Raw genomic sequence first — 15,771 nt, forward strand, 5'->3', positions numbered from 1 at the left:
CGGGAGTGTCCGGTTGCGCCAGGCTCGACTTTCTCGGCTGGTCACTGTGGTATCGAAACCGATGACTTGATATCGAGGGCATTGCGCAACAGGGTCAGAGTGCCATTCTCAAGCGATTGCACCGGATAACACAGTCCAACGCGGCGCTTCAAATCCAAGGTGTCCAGCGGATGAGTGATGATTCCGGCGGTCTCTTTGGCCAAGGAGGCTGGCACGATTGCGATTCCAACTTCTGCCACGACAAGATCCAGCGCCAGGGAAAAATTGCTCGCGTGGGCGGCGGGGCTGCTGGCCGCCGTACCATATATCGGCATGAGCCGCTGATGGCTGGTGTGAGTCGGACACATGATCCATGAGACAAGATCATCGAGCGGGTCGTTTTCCGTCAATTTCTTGTCTGCCCAAGGGGTTGAGGCCGGCGTGGCAATGACATAGGATTCGCTGAAGATCGGTAGAAAGAGTTCATCCTCGCAGCGCAGGTCTTCGCAGCCTAGGCGGGCATCCCCATCACATCCAGACAGCATGTCCAGCTGCAGGCCGGGTATGCATGCATGTGCTGTTGCCACAAGATGCTGCACGGCCTTGCGGGCAATATCCTGCTCGATACCGATCGCCAGTTTTTCGTGATGATGGCCGGTACGGAAGCGTCGTATCAATTGTTCCGCTTCTGCCAGCATGCGGCGTGCCTGCGGATACAGGGAGCGGGCATCGTCAGTGACTTCCACGCCGCGTGCCTTGCGCACGAAGAGACTTGTACCCAGTGATTCTTCCAGCAACTTGATACTGCCTGAGAGCGCTGGCTGCGTCAGGTGTATGCGCTGCGCAGCGGCAGTAATGTTGCGTTCCTCGAATACGGCGATGAAGGCACGCAGTTGACGGTAGTCCATGGCTAAAGAAATAAAATATATTTATGGATGGCAGAAAAATAAACCATTTTTCAAAGACAGTCCTGCTGAAATAGACTGGCTTGTCGATTTTAAGCATAGATTATATTTATTTCTTGAGGGAAATTTAATGACACAAACACACAAGCCCCTGATCGTCATTACAGGTGCAAGCTCTGGGATCGGCCAGGCGGCTGCCAGGCTCCTGTCCGAGCGAGGACATGCCCTCTTGCTGCTGGCGCGTCGCCTGGAGCCCATGTTGGCGTTGAACCTGCCGAACGCACTTTCCATCCAGGTAGATGTGACGGATCGAGAAGCCTTGCTGAACGCCGTTGCTCAGGCGGAGGGTCGCTTTGGCCCGGTAGATGCGATCATCAACAATGCCGGTGTGATGCTGCTCGGAGATATCACGCAGCAGGACCCCAAGGAGTGGGATCGCATGTTCGATGTCAATGTACGAGGATTGTTGAACGGAATTCTGGCGGTCTCCCGGGGGATGGCTGCCCGCAAGAGCGGAACCATCATCAATATCAGCTCCATCGCGGGCCGCAAGGCATTTCCAAATCACGTTGCCTATGTCGGAAGCAAGTTTGCTGTCTCGGGCCTTTCGGAAAATTTGCGTGAAGAGCTTTCAGTTCACAACGTGCGTGTGGTCACGATTGAGCCCGGTGCGGTGGAAACGGAGCTGCTTGGGCATACCTCCGATGAGGCCATCAAGAGTGGTTATCAGGAATGGAAGAAAGGGATGGGTGGCGTCGTCCTGTCTGCACAGGATGTTGCCAATGCCATTGCCTTTGCATATGAACAACCCCAGGGCGTTTGCATTCGTGAGATTGTTCTGGCCGCCACGCGCCAGCAGGCTTGACAAAATACCGCCAGATCAAGTGTGGCGACTTCTGTCTGGTCGCCATGCTGGATTCAGTCAGCGGCGGGGGCGGTAGCGCATGCCGTCTTTGTCTCGAAGCGCATTTTCCTGGCTACGTCGACAAATGCCAGTGCAGCAGGTGACAGTCGCTTGAAATTCAGTGCGGCCAGCCCGATTTGTCTGGGCTTGTGTGGTTGCAGGCTGCGGTAGACCACGCCGCTGGGAGGCTCCGGCAATGCCAGCCGTGCTGCGATCGTCACGGCTGCGCCTTGGGCCACGAATCCCAGCATGGACGAGAGTTGTTCGAAATGGAACAGGGTTTTGGGTATTGAGCCTGCTGTTGCAAGGAACTGGTCGATATGTGGGCCGGAGCCTGCCGAGGTACGAATAAACGGTTGGCCGTGAAAGTCGGTTGCCGCGACTCTGGATTGGGCAGCCAGTTCATGGTGGGCGGGTAACACTGCGACCAGCTCATCGGCAGCGATTGCTAGCGTATCGAAACGGTCATCGGGCAACACCACGAACCCCAACTCGACGCGTCGTTCAAGCAACCACTGCGTTACAACATTGTCTATGCCTTCGTCGATGTGTACCTCGACCCATGGATGTGCATGCTGGTAGCGGACAATCAATTGTGGCAACAGGTGCAGCGAGGATGTGGCCCCGAATGATGCGATGCGTAACGTGCCGCGTGCAAGGCCGCGCTCATTGTTTGCTTCCTGGAGCAAAGCCTCTCTTTGCTGCAGGATGTCATTGGCACGGATCAGCAGTCTTGCACCTGCTTCGCTGGGTGTGGCCAATGTCGCTTCTCGAATCATCAGGCTGACACCCAGCTCGGTTTCCAGTTGCTTGATCGCGTGGCTGACAGCACTTTGCGTGATACCCAGGGCAGCGGCTGTCCTGGAAAAGCTACCGACCCTTGCCAGGATCGAGAAAATTTCGAGCTGCGTGAATGTCATGAGGTTTTACTCATTCGACTATAAGTTGAAAGAAGTAAATAGTACGCCTTATGACATTCTCTAGATATTCTGTGCATTTGGGGCTGATTGGCATGTCGGTGCTTTGGGGCGCTTCGTGGCCATGGGGGAGAGTGGTTGCGCAGTCCATGCCGCCGGTCGCGGCAGCGTGCCTGCGCTTTCTCTTGGCCAGCGCAGTATTGCTCGTCTGGCTGTCCCTGAGCGGGCGGCTGGGAGCGGTACGTTTGCTGACACCCCGGCAATGGCTGGGCCTGGGTTGCGCTTCTGTGGTTGGCGTGCTGGCCTATTCGATTTTCTTTCTTCTGGCACTCAGGGAGGTGCCAGCGGGGAGGGCGGCAATGATCGTGGCACTTAATCCCGTACTGACCTTGCTGTTTGCCGTTCTGCTGTTCCGGGAGCCGGTTAACTGGAAGATGGCTCTGGGTGTCGCGATGGCAGTGTCAGGGGCATTGTATGCACTCAGCGGAGGGACCTTGACGGCATTGCTCCCCGGGCAGGCTGGAATGGGCGAGTTGCTGCTGCTGGGCTGTGCGGGTTGCTGGGTAGGCTATACGCTGATCGGCCGCATGATGCTTGCCTCGTTGGACTCGTTGACCACGACGACCGTGACTGCGGTATTGGGAGCCATTTTTCTGTTGGCAGCCAGTATGATGATCGAAGGTCCATCTGCATGGAGTACGCTCGTACGGGCACCTTGGCAAGCCTGGTTCAGTGTGATCGCGCTGGCCTTGGGTGCGACTGCATTGGCCTATGCCTGGTATCTCCACGGAGTGAAGACCCTGGGAGCAGGGGCAGCGGCTGCCTACATGGCGCTGGTGCCGTTATTCGGCGTCCTGTGTTCCAGTCTGTGGCTGGATGAACCTTTGACCTTGTCTCTTCTGGGCGGCGGCGTTCTGGCAATCAGCGGGATGGCAGTCATGAACTGGGGACGGCAGACGCTAGCCTGATGGCTTTCAATACGTCTGCCAGTTTCTTGACGGCGACCTCCAGTTCATGCGGGGCATAGGCGGCAAATCCCATCAGGAATCCTGCCCGATGATACCTCGGTGTGTGGTGCAGGGCGGTCAGCCCCAGCAGATCGAGGCCAGCACGTTGCGCGGCCTCCACGACAGCACGCTCCGGTATGTCGCAGATAAAGATGCAGGGCATCTGCATCCCGCCGGCAGGTACCCTGGGCTCCACGAAGTCTGCCAGGTGCTGGCGCACCAGTCGCGCCAGTGCATCGCGACGTTCGGCGTAGACGAGCCGCATGGTGCGTACATGTGAACCGAAATGACCACCCTCGATGAAGCGTGCCAGTGTGAGCTGCGGGATGGGCGCACTGTGCCCGTCGAGCAGGGTGCGGGCCACTGTCATGGGGGAAACCAGGGAGGGGGGAAGGATCATGTAGCCGATGCGCAGACCGGGAAACAGCGATTTGGTGAAAGTGCCGATGTAGATTGTGCGTTCGTAGGGATCGAGCCCCTGCACACAGGCCGTGGGCTTGCCCGCATAGTGGAATTCGCTGTCGTAGTCGTCTTCGATGATCCAGCCCTGCTGTTGCCGGGCCCAATCGATAATGGCCAGGCGGCGCTGCAGCACCAGCGTCGCGCCGGTAGGAAACTGGTGCGAGGGGGTCAGGAATACTGCCTTGGGAGGCGAGCTGGTCGCTCTGCCTGCATCGAGCAGGCAGTCCACCTGCAGGCCATCGGCATCCAGGGGGATGGGTACGCATTCCAGCCCGGCGGCGTCGAATGCCTTGCGTGCGCCGTGATAGCCCGGATCTTCTACAAAGATACGGTCACCGGCATCAAGCAGCACTGTGGCGCACAGGGTCAGGGCCTGCTGTGAGCTGGTCAGGATCAGGATGCGCTCGGGGGTGGCATGTGCACCGCGCTCGAGATTGACATAGTCGGCAATCGCCTGTCGCAGGGGCTCCATGCCTTGTGGATGGCTGTGCAGCAGGGCCTGGGTACCATATTGCTTCATCACCTGCCGTTGCAGCCTTTCCCAGGTCTGCAGCGGAAAACTGCGCGTTTCGGGTACACCGGGCGCGAAAGGGCGTGAGAAAAGGAAGTCACGCACGCCACCCGCCTCGAACATCAAGGCACCACGCTGACTGAGTCTGGGCGCGATCACGATACGGCTTGTTGTTTTCAGGGGCCGGCCATGCCTGGCCAGACGCTGGGCCTGCAACGATACAAAACTGCCACTGCCTGTTTTGCGCTCGATAAAACCTTCGGTGTGCAACTGGCCGTAGGCCGTTTCGATGGTATCGCGCGACACGCCCAGTGATTTTGCCAGCAGGCGCGAGGCAGGCAGGGGTTTGCCTGCCTGCAGGGTGCCATCCACGATCAACTGACGGATGGCGCGCTGCACACGCAAGTGCAGGGGCAGGGCATGGTGCGCAGGATCACCGATCCAGGCCTTGACGGATTCAAGCTGGGCATGTTTGAACAAAATTGGTCTGTATCTAGTATAAAAAATGGATGGGTATGGCAGTCCATTTTAAAGATATAAATAGGTCTTGCACATCATTTCACTCATGCCGCAGGAGTCATTTTCAGGTCATGTCATCCGTATCCTCTTTTTCATCCGTTCGCTGGCGTGATCTGGCACATCCGGTGGTGGCCGCTCTGGTTTCCGTTATCGTCAATTATGGTGGCACTTTCATCCTGGTTTTTCAGGCGGCCAAGGTGGCTGGTCTCAGCCCGGAGATGACGGCTTCGTGGGTCTGGTCGATTTCGATAGGCGTCGGGGTCACGGGGATCGTGTTGAGCTGGGTGTCCCGCGAACCCATCATTACGGCATGGTCGACACCCGCAGCGGCATTCCTGGTCACGGCTCTGGGGCATACACCCTATGCCGAGGCAGTAGGTGCCTACATGATCTCGGCCGTTGCGTTCGTGGTGCTGGGGCTGTCGGGTTGGTTCGAGCGCGTCATCCGGTTGATTCCGCCCGGTGTGGCGGCCGGGTTGCTGGCGGGTATCCTGTTGCAATTCGGTATCAAGGCCTTTGGCGGCATGAGTATCGATCCCTGGCTGGCTGGCATGCTGATTGTTTCCTATGTCGTGTTGAAAAGGTTCAGTGCACGTTATGCCGTGGTGGGCATTCTGGTGCTGGGACTGGCTTTTCTGTTGATCCAGAACCGTGTTGACCTGTCGGGGATGCGCCTGGCCCTGGCGGCACCGATCTTCACGCCGCCGGCCTTTTCCCTCAATGCTCTGTTGAGCGTGGCGTTGCCGCTGTTCCTGATCACGCTGACGGGCCAGTACATGCCGGGCATGCTGGTGCTGCGCAATGATGGTTTCAGGACCCGTGCCGATCCGATCGTCAGTCTGACTGGATTCGGGTCGCTGCTGATGGCACCATTCGGTTCGCATGCTTTCAACATCGCGGCCATCACGGCAGCCATCTGCACGGGACGTGAAGCCCATGAAGACCCCTCAAAGCGCTGGATTGCCGGTATTGCCGCTGGGGTGTTCTATATTCTTGTTGGAATATTCGGTGTCACACTGGCGACCATATTCATGGCATTCCCAGCAACCTTCATCACCACGTTGGCAGGCCTGGCGCTGCTGGGCACGATTGGTGGCAGTCTGGCCAGCGCCATGATTGATGCCAGAACGCGCGAAGCTGCACTGATCACTTTTCTGGCGGCAGCTGCCAATATCACACTGTTGGGGATCGGTGGTGCCTTCTGGGGACTGATGATTGGACTGGTCGCCTATGTGGTGCTCAATGGCCAGTGGAGATGCCGGAAATCGACAGCACCGGCACCGAGGGTCTAAGCTGTGGCACATCGGGATCGATGTGCCTGCTGCCCAGGTCCGGTCAGATCAACCTCATACGGAGAAAATGCGTTCATGAAAACTGCGATTGCCATTCGACACCTGGCTTTTGAGGATCTCGGCACCTTTGAGTCCGTCCTGGTGGACCGAGGCTATGCCGTGCATTATCTGGATGCGGCGCTTGACGAGCTGTCTGACTCGGGCATTGCAGACGCGGATCTTCTGGTTGTGCTGGGTGGACCGATTGGTGCCTTTGACGAGGCGCTCTATCCCTTCGTCAAAGACGAATTGGCACTGATCCAGCAGCGACTGGACACGGGGCGGCCATTGCTGGGCATCTGCCTGGGGGCTCAGTTGATCGCCCGTGCGCTGGGTGCCGGTGTGGCCAGCATGGGCGTGAAGGAAATCGGCTTTGCGCCGTTGATGCTGACGCCGGAAGGTGAGGCATCGCCACTGGCGCAGTTGGGCAGTGTGCCGGTATTGCACTGGCATGGTGACCGTTTCGAGATACCTGCCAATGCAGTACGGCTGGCGGGCACACAGATTTGTACCAATCAGGCTTTCATGCTGGGTACACAGGTATTGGCGTTGCAGTGCCATCTGGAGGCAAACCCCGAGCAGATCGAGCGCTGGCTGCTGGGGCACGCCTGCGAGCTGGCACAGGCAGGCATTGATCCCCGTTCATTGCGAAGTGACGCCCATGCCAGGCTCTCCGACCTGCCTCAGGCTGCAGCGGCAGTGTTGCAGTGCTGGCTTGATTTGGCTGAAAGCGCGGCTACCCAAACCTGAGCGTGGAGGCCTGGCGGCTGTGGTCGTCGAAACGACAGTCAGCGGGCCCCTATGGCGGCCGCGCATTCGCCAATCAATGCCGGGCCGCGATAGATCAGGCCGGTATACAACTGCACGGCATCGGCCCCGGCCGCGATTTTTTCCCTGGCCTGTGGGCCGGACAGAATGCCGCCCACGCCGATGATGGCAAGTGCTGACCCGGCCCGCTCACGCAGGCGAGAAATGACGCGCAGCGATAGCTCATGCACGGGCGCACCGGAAAGCCCGCCGGTTTCTTCGGCGTGCTTCAGTCCCTTTACCGGCTCGCGCGACAGTGTGGTGTTGGTGGCAATGATGCCATCGATGCCGTGGCGCAATACCGTGTCGGCAATCTGGTCAACCTGCTCGTCCGTCAGGTCCGGGGCGATTTTCACGACCAGCGGCACCTGGCGCGCATGTTGCTGGGCCAGTTCCTGGCGGCGTGCCTGCAGGGCCGCCAGCAGTTGCTCAAGTTCGTCGCCGCCCTGCAGGGCACGCAGATTCTTGGTGTTGGGGGAGGAAATGTTGACCGTGACGTAGTCGGCGTGGGGATAGACGCCATCCAGTCCCAGCAGGTAGTCATCCACCGCCTGCTCGATGGGGGTATCTGCGTTCTTGCCGATGTTCAGTCCGACGATGCCGCCCTGGCTGCGCCAGGTGCTGCGCGAGATGTTGTCCAGAAAGGCGGCCAGCCCCTGGTTGTTGAACCCCAGCCGGTTGATCAGTGCCTGTGCCGCTGGCAGCCTGAACATGCGCGGTTTGGGGTTGCCTGGCTGCGGGCGTGGCGTGACCGTGCCGACTTCCACGAACCCGAAGCCCAGGTTGGCGAGGGCGTCGATGTGCGCCCCGTTCTTGTCCAGGCCGGCGGCCAGGCCGATCGGGTTGCGCAGTTTGAGGCCCATCAGGGTGCAGGGGGCGGACGGTTCTGCATGCAATATGGCGCGAGTCAGCCGGCAGTCATAGGCACGTTGCAGGTTGGTCAGCGTTTTCTCGTGCGCGACTTCAGGGTCCAGGGCGAACAGGCTCGGGCGGAGCAGGGGATAGACGGAATGCAACAGGGACATGGTCGGAGATGAGGCGCTGTGCCAGTCAGGGCTGCGTTGGCAGGATATCCTGCCAGGTCCCATTGCGGCGGACCTGCAGCGGTTGGAATCGGATCTTGTATGCCATTTTACGACTGTTCTCGATCCAGTATCCCAGATAGAGCCACGACAGGCCCAGGCGACGACACAGTTCAATCTGCCACAGAATGGCATAGGTACCCAGGCTGCCGGGCGCATCGGGATCGTAGAAGGTATAGACGGCCGACAGCCCCTGGTCCAGCATGTCGATCAGCGACACCATCACGACCCGCCCGTCTGCATCGCGGAATTCCGCCAATTGTGTCTGGACGCTGGACTCGAGCAGGAAGCCTGCATATTGGGCGCGATCGTCTTCATCCATGCCGCCGCCAGGATGGCGAGCCTGCTGATAGCGCAGGTAGAGCGCGTAATGTTCCGGCGACCAGTATGGCGACGCAAGCGTGGCCGACAGGGCCTGATGGTGCCGTGTCCAGCAGCGGCGCTGGCTGCGGTCCGGACGGAAATGCGCGGCATCGACCCGTACCGGCTGGCATGCCTGGCAGTGATCGCAGTGCGGGCGGTAGACAAAGCTGCCGCTGCGCCGGAAACCATGTTCGATCAGTTCGTCATAGGCCGGGGCGTGGATCAGTTCTGCCGGAGCGGCGACCTGGGAGCGAGCCTGCCTGCCTGGCAGGTAGCTGCAGGGATAGGGGGCGGTCGTATAGAGCCGTATCGTCTGCTGGGTCATGCCGGAAAGGGAGATATGGAACCGTCCAGTCTCAACTGTCCGGCCTGCCAGGGCAGGGACGGTTGGGGTATCAATCGTGCCAGCAGGTCCTTGAAATCCTGTCGGGGCATGGCACGTGCGCCCAGGCTGCCGAGGTGGCGCGTCTGCTGCTGGCAGTCGATGGCCGGGGCGTCGTGGCGGCGTAAAAAGGCGATCAGATGCGCCAGGGCGATCTTCGATCCGTCAGGCAGGCGGGTGAACATGGATTCGCCATAGAACATCCGGCCCAGAGAAACGCCATACAGGCCGGCACTCAGGGTGTCGTCGATCCAGAGTTCGACGCTGTGTGCCAGTCCCTGGCGATGCAATTGCGCATAAGCCTGCCGAACGGGGGCTGTGATCCATGTGCCGGGCTGGCCGGCACGCGGGGCAGCGCATTCGGCCATGACCTGCTCGAATGCCCGATCCACGCAGACCCTGAGATGCCCGGATTGGGCCTGCCGCTCGATCTGGCGCAGTTTCTTGGAAAGCGAGTGTGAGCACTTGAAGTCGTCCGTAGCCAGCACCATGCGCGGGTCAGGGCTCCACCAAAGCACGGGTTCGCCGTCGTTGAACCAGGGGAAAATACCTTGCCGGTAGGCCGCATGCAGCCGTTCCGGCGTCAGTTCCAGGCCGGCTGCCAGCAAGCCGTCAGGCTCGCGCAGCGCCTGTTCGACGGGCGGAAACGGGGTGCCGCTTTCCAGCCATGTCAATGACATGCGATCCCCACGATCAGTGTCTTGGCAGGGCGTAGTGGTGCACGTCGAAATACCCCTTGCTGCGATCTTCCAGGAAATGGCGCAGCGTCGTGCTGACGGTCTGGAACGACAGGTTGTCCCAGGGGATCTCGCTCTCGTCGTAAAACCGGGCTTCGAGGCTTTCTGGGCCGGGATCGAGGTCCGGGCCGAGGGCTTCCGCCAGAAAGTAGAAATGTACCTGGTTGACTTCGGGGACGTCGATCACCGTGAAGAGTTTACCCAGCTCGATGCGGGCACCGGACTCTTCGCGTGTCTCGCGCAGTGCGCCCTGGGCCGTGCTTTCGTCCAGCTCCATGAAGCCGGCGGGCAGGGTCCAGGTGTCGTAGCGCGGCTCGATGGCGCGCCGGCACAGCAGGATACGGTTCTGCCAGACCGGAATGGTGCCGACGACCATCAGGGGATTCTGGTAATGGACCGAGCCGCAGTGGTGGCACAGGTAGCGTACCCGGTTGTCATCGGGTGGGATATCCCTGGACAGGCCATGGCCACAGTGGCTGCAGAAACGCAGCTCGGCCGATGCAGGGTGGTAGAAAGCGGTGGAAGGTTCCATGCTGGCGTTCCGGGCGTATTGCGATGTCAGGGTTTGAGGTGTTCGGTCAGGAAGCGTTCCATGGCTTCGTAGAACTCGAACTTGTTCTCGTCGTTGTGGAAGCCGTGGCCCTCGTTGTCCTTGACCATGTACTCGACCTCGATGCCACGCTGGCGCAGCGCCTCCACCATCTGGTCGCTTTCGGCCTTGTTGACGCGAGGATCCTGGGCACCCTGCGCGATGAACAACGGCGTGCGGATGCGCTCGGCATTCAGCGCGGGCGAGGTAGCGGCCAGGCGTTCGTGGTCATGCTCGGGATGGCCCACCATCTCGTACAGCTTGGGCATGATCGGCTTCCAGTAGGGGGGAACCGTATTCATGAAGGTCAACAGGTTGGAGACGCCGACATAATCGACGGCGGCGGCATACAGCTCGGGCGTATAGGTAATGCCGGCCAGTGTGGCGTAGCCCCCATAGCTGCCGCCATAGATGCCGATGCGCGACGGATCGGCAATGCCTTGTTCGACCAGCCAGTTCACACCGTCGGTGATGTCGTCCTGCATGCTCAGGCCCCACTGGCCGAAGCCGGCTTCCCAGAAGGCCCGGCCATAGCCAGTCGAGCCCCGGAAATTGATCTGCAGTACGCAGAAGCCCCGGTTGGCCAGGAACTGCGCCTCGGGGTTGTAGCCCCAGCTGTCGCGGGCCCAGGGGCCGCCGTGCGGATTGACCACGCAGGCCAGGTCGCGGGCCTGCTTGCCCGGTGGCAGGGTCAGGTAGCCGTGCAGGATCAGGCCATCACGGCTGGTGTATTGGACGGGCTGTACCTGTGCCATTGCCTGTTCGGGAATCCAGGGGTTGATGTCGCCGAGCTTGTCCAGGCTGTCGGCATCGACGTCGTAGATGTAGCGGGCACCTGGCGTGCGGTCATTCCAGGCGGCGACGACCAGCTTGCGTTCGTCGCGGGTGGCGCTCTGAGGGGTGATCTCGTAGCCGGGCAGGCGGCCGTGCAGGCGTGCGAACAGCTTTTCGGTGCTGTCGTCGAAGAAGTGCTGCTGCGGCGTGCTGGTCTGGTAATAGGCCGAGGTCAGGACCTTGCGCAGGCGCGAATAGGCTGCACCGTCCAGATCGACCTCGGCGGTTTCGAAGACCAGTTCTTCTTGGTCGGGCCGTGCCGGATCGATGATCACCAGGGCGATCTTGTCGCGGCCGCGATTGCTTAGTGCATAGAGCTTGCGGTCATCGAACGTGAAGAACAGCGGACTGACCGTGGTCTTGAAATCAACCGTGGCCAGCGTGCGGAAATCGTCCTCTTCGCTGTCGCGATACAGCAGGGTGGAATTGAGTCCGTCGGTGGCGATGGCGGCACGGATGCGGCCCTGGTGGTCGGTTTGCCAGCCCAGGATGTTGCCGGGATTCTCGGCGACGCGTACCGAGGTGCCATTGCGCAGATTGTAACGATAGACGTCGAAGACCATCGGCTCGCGCTGGTTGTGGCTGATGAGGATGTGGTCGGGATCATCCTCGAGATCATCTTCGATGCCGGCGCGCACGCCTTCGAAGGGCGTGAGATCGGTGATCTTGCCGGTAGGCACATCCACGGCCACGACGTGGAAGTTCTCGTCGCCACCGAAATCCTTCTGGAACAGGATGGTGTCATCGCCTTTCCAGGCATAGCTGCTGATGTCGCGCGCGCTTTCTGCCGTCAGCAGGCGCGGCTCGCCGACCGGACGGCTACCCTCGAGGGCCTGCACATGGATATTCATGCGCGGCGGCTGGCCATCAATGGACACGGGTTGCATGAAGCTGAGCATGCGACCGCCATCGGACAGGCGGAAATGGCTTTTCTCGGGGTTGCGGAAGAAGTCGCGCAGTGGGTACTGTGCCGGGGCCTCTGCGGTGGCTGCACCCTGCGGTGCGCCCGCGCATCCGGCGACGCCGAAGGCAATACCGACCATGGCGGCGGCGAGAATGCCGTTGCTGCGTGAAATCATGAAACCCCCAGTCAAAATAATTGCAAACCGGGATATTATGCCGCAGTCGGGCATGGCATGATATTACGCAAGCGCGGTCCTGGTTTCAGTAATGCATGACGGTCACGCCTTGTTAAATACGGAAACTGAACATCCGCTGCCATCCGCTGTCTAATCATGCGGCGATCATGAACGGATATTGTCCGAGGAGCTTACTATGAATACACGATTCCAGGTCGAAGGCCAGCGTCCGGGCCATGCCCGGCCCGTGCGCTGGATGGTGCTGGGCAGTATGTTGCTGGCCGTCACGCTGGCAGCCGGTTGCGCCAACCGGAGCGCATCAAGCGCCGTCTATACCTACGACCAGGCCCAGCGCGAGCAGATCGTGCGCTATGGCACGGTCATGGGTGTGCGCAACATCACGCTCCAGGACGACAAGTCCAGTGGTGCCGGCGTGATCGGTGGTGGTGCGCTGGGCGGCGTGGCCGGCAGTGCCATCGGCGGAGGGACGGGCCGTACCCTGGCAACCGTGGGCGGGGTCATCCTGGGCGCGCTGGCCGGCAATGCCATCGAGAACCAGGCTGGTCGCAGTGCCGGCTACGAAATCACCGTGCAACTTGACAATGGCGAAACCCGCGTGATTGCGCAGGAAGCGGATGTGCCCATCAATGTTGGCCAGCGTGTGCGCGTGGTTAGCGGCGCAGGTCCGACCCGCGTGGCACCGGTGCAGTAGGGCATTTTGCCAGGGCCGTTGGAGGCCATTCGCAAAAAAGCCGGGAATCCCCCGGCTTTTTTGCAATCAACGATCATGATCGGTCGTGTCTGTTCCGGCCATGAGCAGGCGGATTCATTGCCCTGTATAGGGAACGAGCAGCATCATGCCGACCTGGGCGATGACCAGCAGTACCAGTGGCGAGAAGTCCATGCCGCCGGTTTTGGGCATGATGCGACGGATCGGATCCAGCAATGGGGCCGTGACTGTGGTCAGGACCGGCATGATCGGTGCCAGAGGATTGATCCAGGACAGGATGGCCTGGGCCAGTGTCAGCCAGATGATCAGGTTGAGTGCCCACTTGCACATGGTCGCCAGGGCCATGCCTGCGATCATGGGCAGCATGTCGAGCGTAGGCAGGGCCTGGCGCACGACCAGGATCAGCAGCACCAGATAGATGAGTGCCGTCAGCCAGGTGCCGAACAGGCTGGCCCAGTCGAACCGGGCATGAACGGGAAACACCCTGCGCAAGGGGCGCACCAGCCATTCCGTGTACTGGATGAGGACGCGGGCGACCGGATTGAAGGGATGCATGCGGATGCCATGCATCCAGGCACGCATCAGCAGGGCGGCCCCGAACAGGGTGAAAGCGATACTCAGCAGGAATCGGAAAACGTCAATCATGCGGTCAGATGCTCTCTACGATATGCAACGGTGGGGGCATATTGTCGCATGGCCTGCGCCTGTCTTGCTATCCTTGAGGTCATGACCCCTTGTCAATGCAAGGTGTGCTTACCTTGTCCCATGCTTTTGCAGACATATTTTTCACCATGAAAGAATCGATATATACCTATTCCGCCTCGGAGATTGCCCAGTCACGCGCTGCCGGCCACATGGCCGCAGAGGTGCTGGCGATGATCGGCGAATACGTCAGGCCCGGTGTCAGCACCGAAGAGCTGGATGGCATCTGTCATCGCTACATTGTCGATGTACTCAAGGCTGTGCCGGCCAATATTGGCTATCACGGATTTCCTAAAACCATCTGTGCCTCTCTCAATCATGTCGTATGCCACGGGATCCCCGCTGCAGGGCAGGTGCTCAGGGATGGCGATATTCTCAACATCGATGTCGCGCTCATCAAGGACGGCTGGTATGGCGATACCAGTCGCATGTACTACGTGGGCACGCCTTCGGCGCAGGCGCGCAAGCTGGTCGAGACGACCTACGAGGCCATGCTCGCCGGTATCCTGCGGGTGCGTCCTGGCGCGACACTTGGCGATATCGGGTATGCCATCCAGCAGGTTGCCCATGGTCAGGGTTTTGCCGTCGTGCGCGAGTACTGCGGCCACGGGATCGGCCAGAAGTACCATATGGCCCCTCAGGTACTTCATTATGGACAGCGCGGACAGGGCCTCACGCTGCGCAGCGGCATGATTTTCACCATCGAGCCGATGATCAATGCAGGCAAGGCGGATACCAGGGTACTGCAGGATGAATGGACGGTCGTGACGCGCGACAAGTCGCTTTCGGCACAATGGGAACACATGGTCGTGGTGACTGATGATGGTTTCGAGGTGCTGACACCCTGGCCGGATGGATTGGGCAGTTACGCCAGCATTTCCTGATCAGACGATAAAAAAAGCCCGCTGGAAAGCGGGCTGATTTCGTGCCGTGCCCGATTACGGACGATTGCTGCTGGTCGGGAACGGCCAGGGCTTGGCACCGCTTGCGGGTTGGGCTGGTGCGGCATCCTTGGTGGCGGGCTTGGCCACCGGCTTCTTGGCTGCTGGCTTGGCTGCCGGAGTGGCTTTCTTGGCCGTCGGCTTGGCCGTGGTTGCCTTGGCGGCGGCTGCAGTTTTCCTGGCGGGTGCCTTGGCAGCGCTGGCTGCCGGTTTGGCTGCGGCAGCCACTGGCTTCTTGGCTGTAGCTGATGCCTTGGCTGTGGCGGCAGGCTTTGTGGCAGCAGCCGGCTTGGCCGCGGTCGTGGTTTTCTTGGCAGGTGCCTTGGCCGCAGCGCTGGCTGCTGGCTTTGCAGCAGCCACTGGTTTCTTGGCTGCTGCTGATGCCTTGGCTGTGGCGGCAGGCTTTGCAGCAGCAGCCGGCTTGGCAGCGGCCGTGGTTTTCTTGGCAGGTGCCTTGGCAACAGCGTTGGTTGCCGGCTTGGCAGCGGCAGCAACTGGCTTTTTGGCGGTAGCTGTGGCCTTGGCAGGCGCAGCCTTGGCCGTAGCGACAGGTTTGGCGGCAGGCTTGGTAGCGGTTGCGGTTTTCCTGGCAGGTGCCTTGGTGGTGCTGACTGCAGGTTTCACGGCGGTAGCGGCAGGTTTCTTGGCTGTAGCGGCTGCTTTGGCGGGAGCCGCCTTGGCTGGTGCGGCCTTGGTTGCTGCTGGCTTGGTTGCGGCAGTTTTCTTGGCGGGCGCGGATTTGGCAGGTGCAGCGGCGGCAACTGCTTTTTTGTCGGTTGCCGGCTTGGCAGGTTTGGGAGCGCTGGTGGCTTCAGTTTTCTTGCTGGCCTTGGCCGCTTTCTTGCTGGCCTTGTCGTCGGCAGCCTTGGCGGTTGCCTTTTTGGTCGCTTTTTTGGCTGTTGCCATCGTCATGCTCCTTGGAACCTGATTCTTAAATAATGCATTGGGGGGAAGAATGCAAGGATCAACAGTACATCTGTCATGCGCATT

The 15,771-nt window shown here is 60.3% G+C and carries 16 protein-coding genes; 6 read left to right on the forward strand and 10 right to left on the reverse strand.

Annotated features, from left to right (window positions below; all coding sequences use genetic code 11):
- Window positions 1-41: 41 nt before the first annotated feature.
- Complete coding sequence (locus ABN482_RS14800) at window positions 42-887, reverse strand: LysR family transcriptional regulator (protein WP_349504700.1); 846 nt, start codon at window positions 885-887, stop codon at window positions 42-44.
- Between ABN482_RS14800 and ABN482_RS14805 the strand changes: the two genes are divergently transcribed.
- Window positions 886-1,749 carry an SDR family oxidoreductase gene (locus tag ABN482_RS14805; RefSeq protein ID WP_349504701.1) on the forward strand — a complete coding sequence of 288 codons (864 nt, stop codon included), beginning with the start codon at window positions 886-888 and terminating at the stop codon, window positions 1,747-1,749. The genes ABN482_RS14800 and ABN482_RS14805 overlap by 2 nt on opposite strands.
- A 53-nt stretch (window positions 1,750-1,802) precedes the next feature.
- On the opposite strand, the gene ABN482_RS14810 is transcribed toward ABN482_RS14805, so the two are convergent.
- Window positions 1,803-2,708 (reverse strand): LysR family transcriptional regulator, encoded by a 906-nt coding sequence (locus ABN482_RS14810; protein WP_349504702.1) that lies wholly within the window; start codon window positions 2,706-2,708, stop codon window positions 1,803-1,805.
- Between the two features lie 50 nt (window positions 2,709-2,758).
- On the opposite strand from ABN482_RS14810, the gene ABN482_RS14815 reads away from it, so the two are divergent.
- On the forward strand, window positions 2,759-3,673 hold the full coding sequence (locus tag ABN482_RS14815) for a DMT family transporter (protein ID WP_349504703.1): 915 nt from the start codon (window positions 2,759-2,761) through the stop codon (window positions 3,671-3,673).
- On the opposite strand, the gene pdxR is transcribed toward ABN482_RS14815, so the two are convergent.
- The gene (pdxR, locus tag ABN482_RS14820) at window positions 3,642-5,165 is read right to left on the reverse strand and encodes a MocR-like pyridoxine biosynthesis transcription factor PdxR (protein ID WP_349504704.1); all 1,524 of its coding nucleotides are present in this window, start codon (window positions 5,163-5,165) and stop codon (window positions 3,642-3,644) included. The genes ABN482_RS14815 and pdxR overlap by 32 nt on opposite strands.
- Window positions 5,166-5,275: 110 nt before the next feature.
- On the opposite strand from pdxR, the gene ABN482_RS14825 reads away from it, so the two are divergent.
- Both ABN482_RS14825 and ABN482_RS14830 read left to right on the forward strand, forming a co-directional pair.
- Complete coding sequence (locus ABN482_RS14825) at window positions 5,276-6,496, forward strand: benzoate/H(+) symporter BenE family transporter (protein WP_349504705.1); 1,221 nt, start codon at window positions 5,276-5,278, stop codon at window positions 6,494-6,496.
- A gap of 75 nt (window positions 6,497-6,571) precedes the next feature.
- Entirely contained in the window at window positions 6,572-7,285 is a 714-nt protein-coding gene (locus ABN482_RS14830; RefSeq protein WP_349504706.1) for a glutamine amidotransferase, read from the forward strand.
- 38 nt (window positions 7,286-7,323) lie between these two features.
- On the opposite strand, the gene ABN482_RS14835 is transcribed toward ABN482_RS14830, so the two are convergent.
- The 5 genes from ABN482_RS14835 to ABN482_RS14855 are packed head-to-tail and all read right to left on the reverse strand — an operon-like array spanning window position 7,324 to window position 12,372.
- A complete protein-coding gene (locus tag ABN482_RS14835; RefSeq protein WP_349504707.1) occupies window positions 7,324-8,367 on the reverse strand; it encodes a quinone-dependent dihydroorotate dehydrogenase in 1,044 nt (347 codons plus the stop codon).
- Between the two features lie 25 nt (window positions 8,368-8,392).
- Window positions 8,393-9,112, reverse strand: a complete 720-nt coding sequence (locus ABN482_RS14840; RefSeq protein WP_349504708.1) for an arginyltransferase — start codon at window positions 9,110-9,112, stop codon at window positions 8,393-8,395.
- On the reverse strand, window positions 9,109-9,849 hold the full coding sequence (gene aat, locus ABN482_RS14845; RefSeq protein ID WP_349504709.1) for a leucyl/phenylalanyl-tRNA--protein transferase: 741 nt from the start codon (window positions 9,847-9,849) through the stop codon (window positions 9,109-9,111). Before aat ends, ABN482_RS14840 begins: the two co-directional genes overlap by 4 nt.
- A 13-nt stretch (window positions 9,850-9,862) precedes the next feature.
- Window positions 9,863-10,438 carry an NUDIX hydrolase gene (locus ABN482_RS14850; RefSeq protein WP_349504710.1) on the reverse strand — a complete coding sequence of 192 codons (576 nt, stop codon included), beginning with the start codon at window positions 10,436-10,438 and terminating at the stop codon, window positions 9,863-9,865.
- A 26-nt stretch (window positions 10,439-10,464) separates the two neighbouring features.
- Window positions 10,465-12,372 (reverse strand): alpha/beta hydrolase family protein, encoded by a 1,908-nt coding sequence (locus ABN482_RS14855; protein WP_502877311.1) that lies wholly within the window; start codon window positions 12,370-12,372, stop codon window positions 10,465-10,467.
- A gap of 292 nt (window positions 12,373-12,664) precedes the next feature.
- Here ABN482_RS14855 and ABN482_RS14860 point away from each other — a divergent pair, with 292 nt between their 5' ends.
- Window positions 12,665-13,120, forward strand: coding sequence for an outer membrane lipoprotein (locus tag ABN482_RS14860; protein WP_502877312.1), 456 nt, complete (start codon window positions 12,665-12,667; stop codon window positions 13,118-13,120).
- Between the two features lie 114 nt (window positions 13,121-13,234).
- Here the strand turns inward: ABN482_RS14860 and ABN482_RS14865 are convergent, their stop codons facing one another.
- Window positions 13,235-13,783 (reverse strand): YggT family protein, encoded by a 549-nt coding sequence (locus tag ABN482_RS14865; RefSeq protein WP_349504712.1) that lies wholly within the window; start codon window positions 13,781-13,783, stop codon window positions 13,235-13,237.
- 146 nt (window positions 13,784-13,929) lie between these two features.
- Here ABN482_RS14865 and map point away from each other — a divergent pair, with 146 nt between their 5' ends.
- Window positions 13,930-14,724, forward strand: coding sequence for a type I methionyl aminopeptidase (gene map / locus ABN482_RS14870; protein ID WP_349504713.1), 795 nt, complete (start codon window positions 13,930-13,932; stop codon window positions 14,722-14,724).
- A 54-nt stretch (window positions 14,725-14,778) separates the two neighbouring features.
- Here map and ABN482_RS14875 read toward each other — a convergent pair whose 3' ends face one another.
- Window positions 14,779-15,687 (reverse strand): histone, encoded by a 909-nt coding sequence (locus ABN482_RS14875; RefSeq protein ID WP_349504714.1) that lies wholly within the window; start codon window positions 15,685-15,687, stop codon window positions 14,779-14,781.
- Window positions 15,688-15,771: the final 84 nt, after the last annotated feature.

Source organism: Corticimicrobacter sp., assembly GCF_040137905.1.
Lineage (GTDB): Bacteria > Pseudomonadota > Gammaproteobacteria > Burkholderiales > Burkholderiaceae_B > Corticimicrobacter.

Bases quoted from the DNA above. Each gene is read 5' to 3' on its own strand.
- ABN482_RS14805 (WP_349504701.1), top strand. From the start codon at position 886: ATGGCTAAAGAAATAAAATATATTTATGGATGGCAGAAAAATAAACCA.
- ABN482_RS14800 (WP_349504700.1), bottom strand. From the start codon at position 887: ATGGACTACCGTCAACTGCGTGCCTTCATCGCCGTATTCGAGGAACGC.
- ABN482_RS14810 (WP_349504702.1), bottom strand. From the start codon at position 2,708: ATGACATTCACGCAGCTCGAAATTTTCTCGATCCTGGCAAGGGTCGGT.
- ABN482_RS14815 (WP_349504703.1), top strand. From the start codon at position 2,759: ATGACATTCTCTAGATATTCTGTGCATTTGGGGCTGATTGGCATGTCG.
- ABN482_RS14825 (WP_349504705.1), top strand. From the start codon at position 5,276: ATGTCATCCGTATCCTCTTTTTCATCCGTTCGCTGGCGTGATCTGGCA.
- ABN482_RS14830 (WP_349504706.1), top strand. From the start codon at position 6,572: ATGAAAACTGCGATTGCCATTCGACACCTGGCTTTTGAGGATCTCGGC.
- ABN482_RS14835 (WP_349504707.1), bottom strand. From the start codon at position 8,367: ATGTCCCTGTTGCATTCCGTCTATCCCCTGCTCCGCCCGAGCCTGTTC.
- ABN482_RS14840 (WP_349504708.1), bottom strand. From the start codon at position 9,112: ATGACCCAGCAGACGATACGGCTCTATACGACCGCCCCCTATCCCTGC.
- aat (WP_349504709.1), bottom strand. From the start codon at position 9,849: ATGTCATTGACATGGCTGGAAAGCGGCACCCCGTTTCCGCCCGTCGAA.
- ABN482_RS14850 (WP_349504710.1), bottom strand. From the start codon at position 10,438: ATGGAACCTTCCACCGCTTTCTACCACCCTGCATCGGCCGAGCTGCGT.
- ABN482_RS14855 (WP_502877311.1), bottom strand. From the start codon at position 12,372: ATGGTCGGTATTGCCTTCGGCGTCGCCGGATGCGCGGGCGCACCGCAG.
- ABN482_RS14860 (WP_502877312.1), top strand. From the start codon at position 12,665: ATGGTGCTGGGCAGTATGTTGCTGGCCGTCACGCTGGCAGCCGGTTGC.
- ABN482_RS14865 (WP_349504712.1), bottom strand. From the start codon at position 13,783: ATGATTGACGTTTTCCGATTCCTGCTGAGTATCGCTTTCACCCTGTTC.
- map (WP_349504713.1), top strand. From the start codon at position 13,930: ATGAAAGAATCGATATATACCTATTCCGCCTCGGAGATTGCCCAGTCA.
- ABN482_RS14875 (WP_349504714.1), bottom strand. From the start codon at position 15,687: ATGGCAACAGCCAAAAAAGCGACCAAAAAGGCAACCGCCAAGGCTGCC.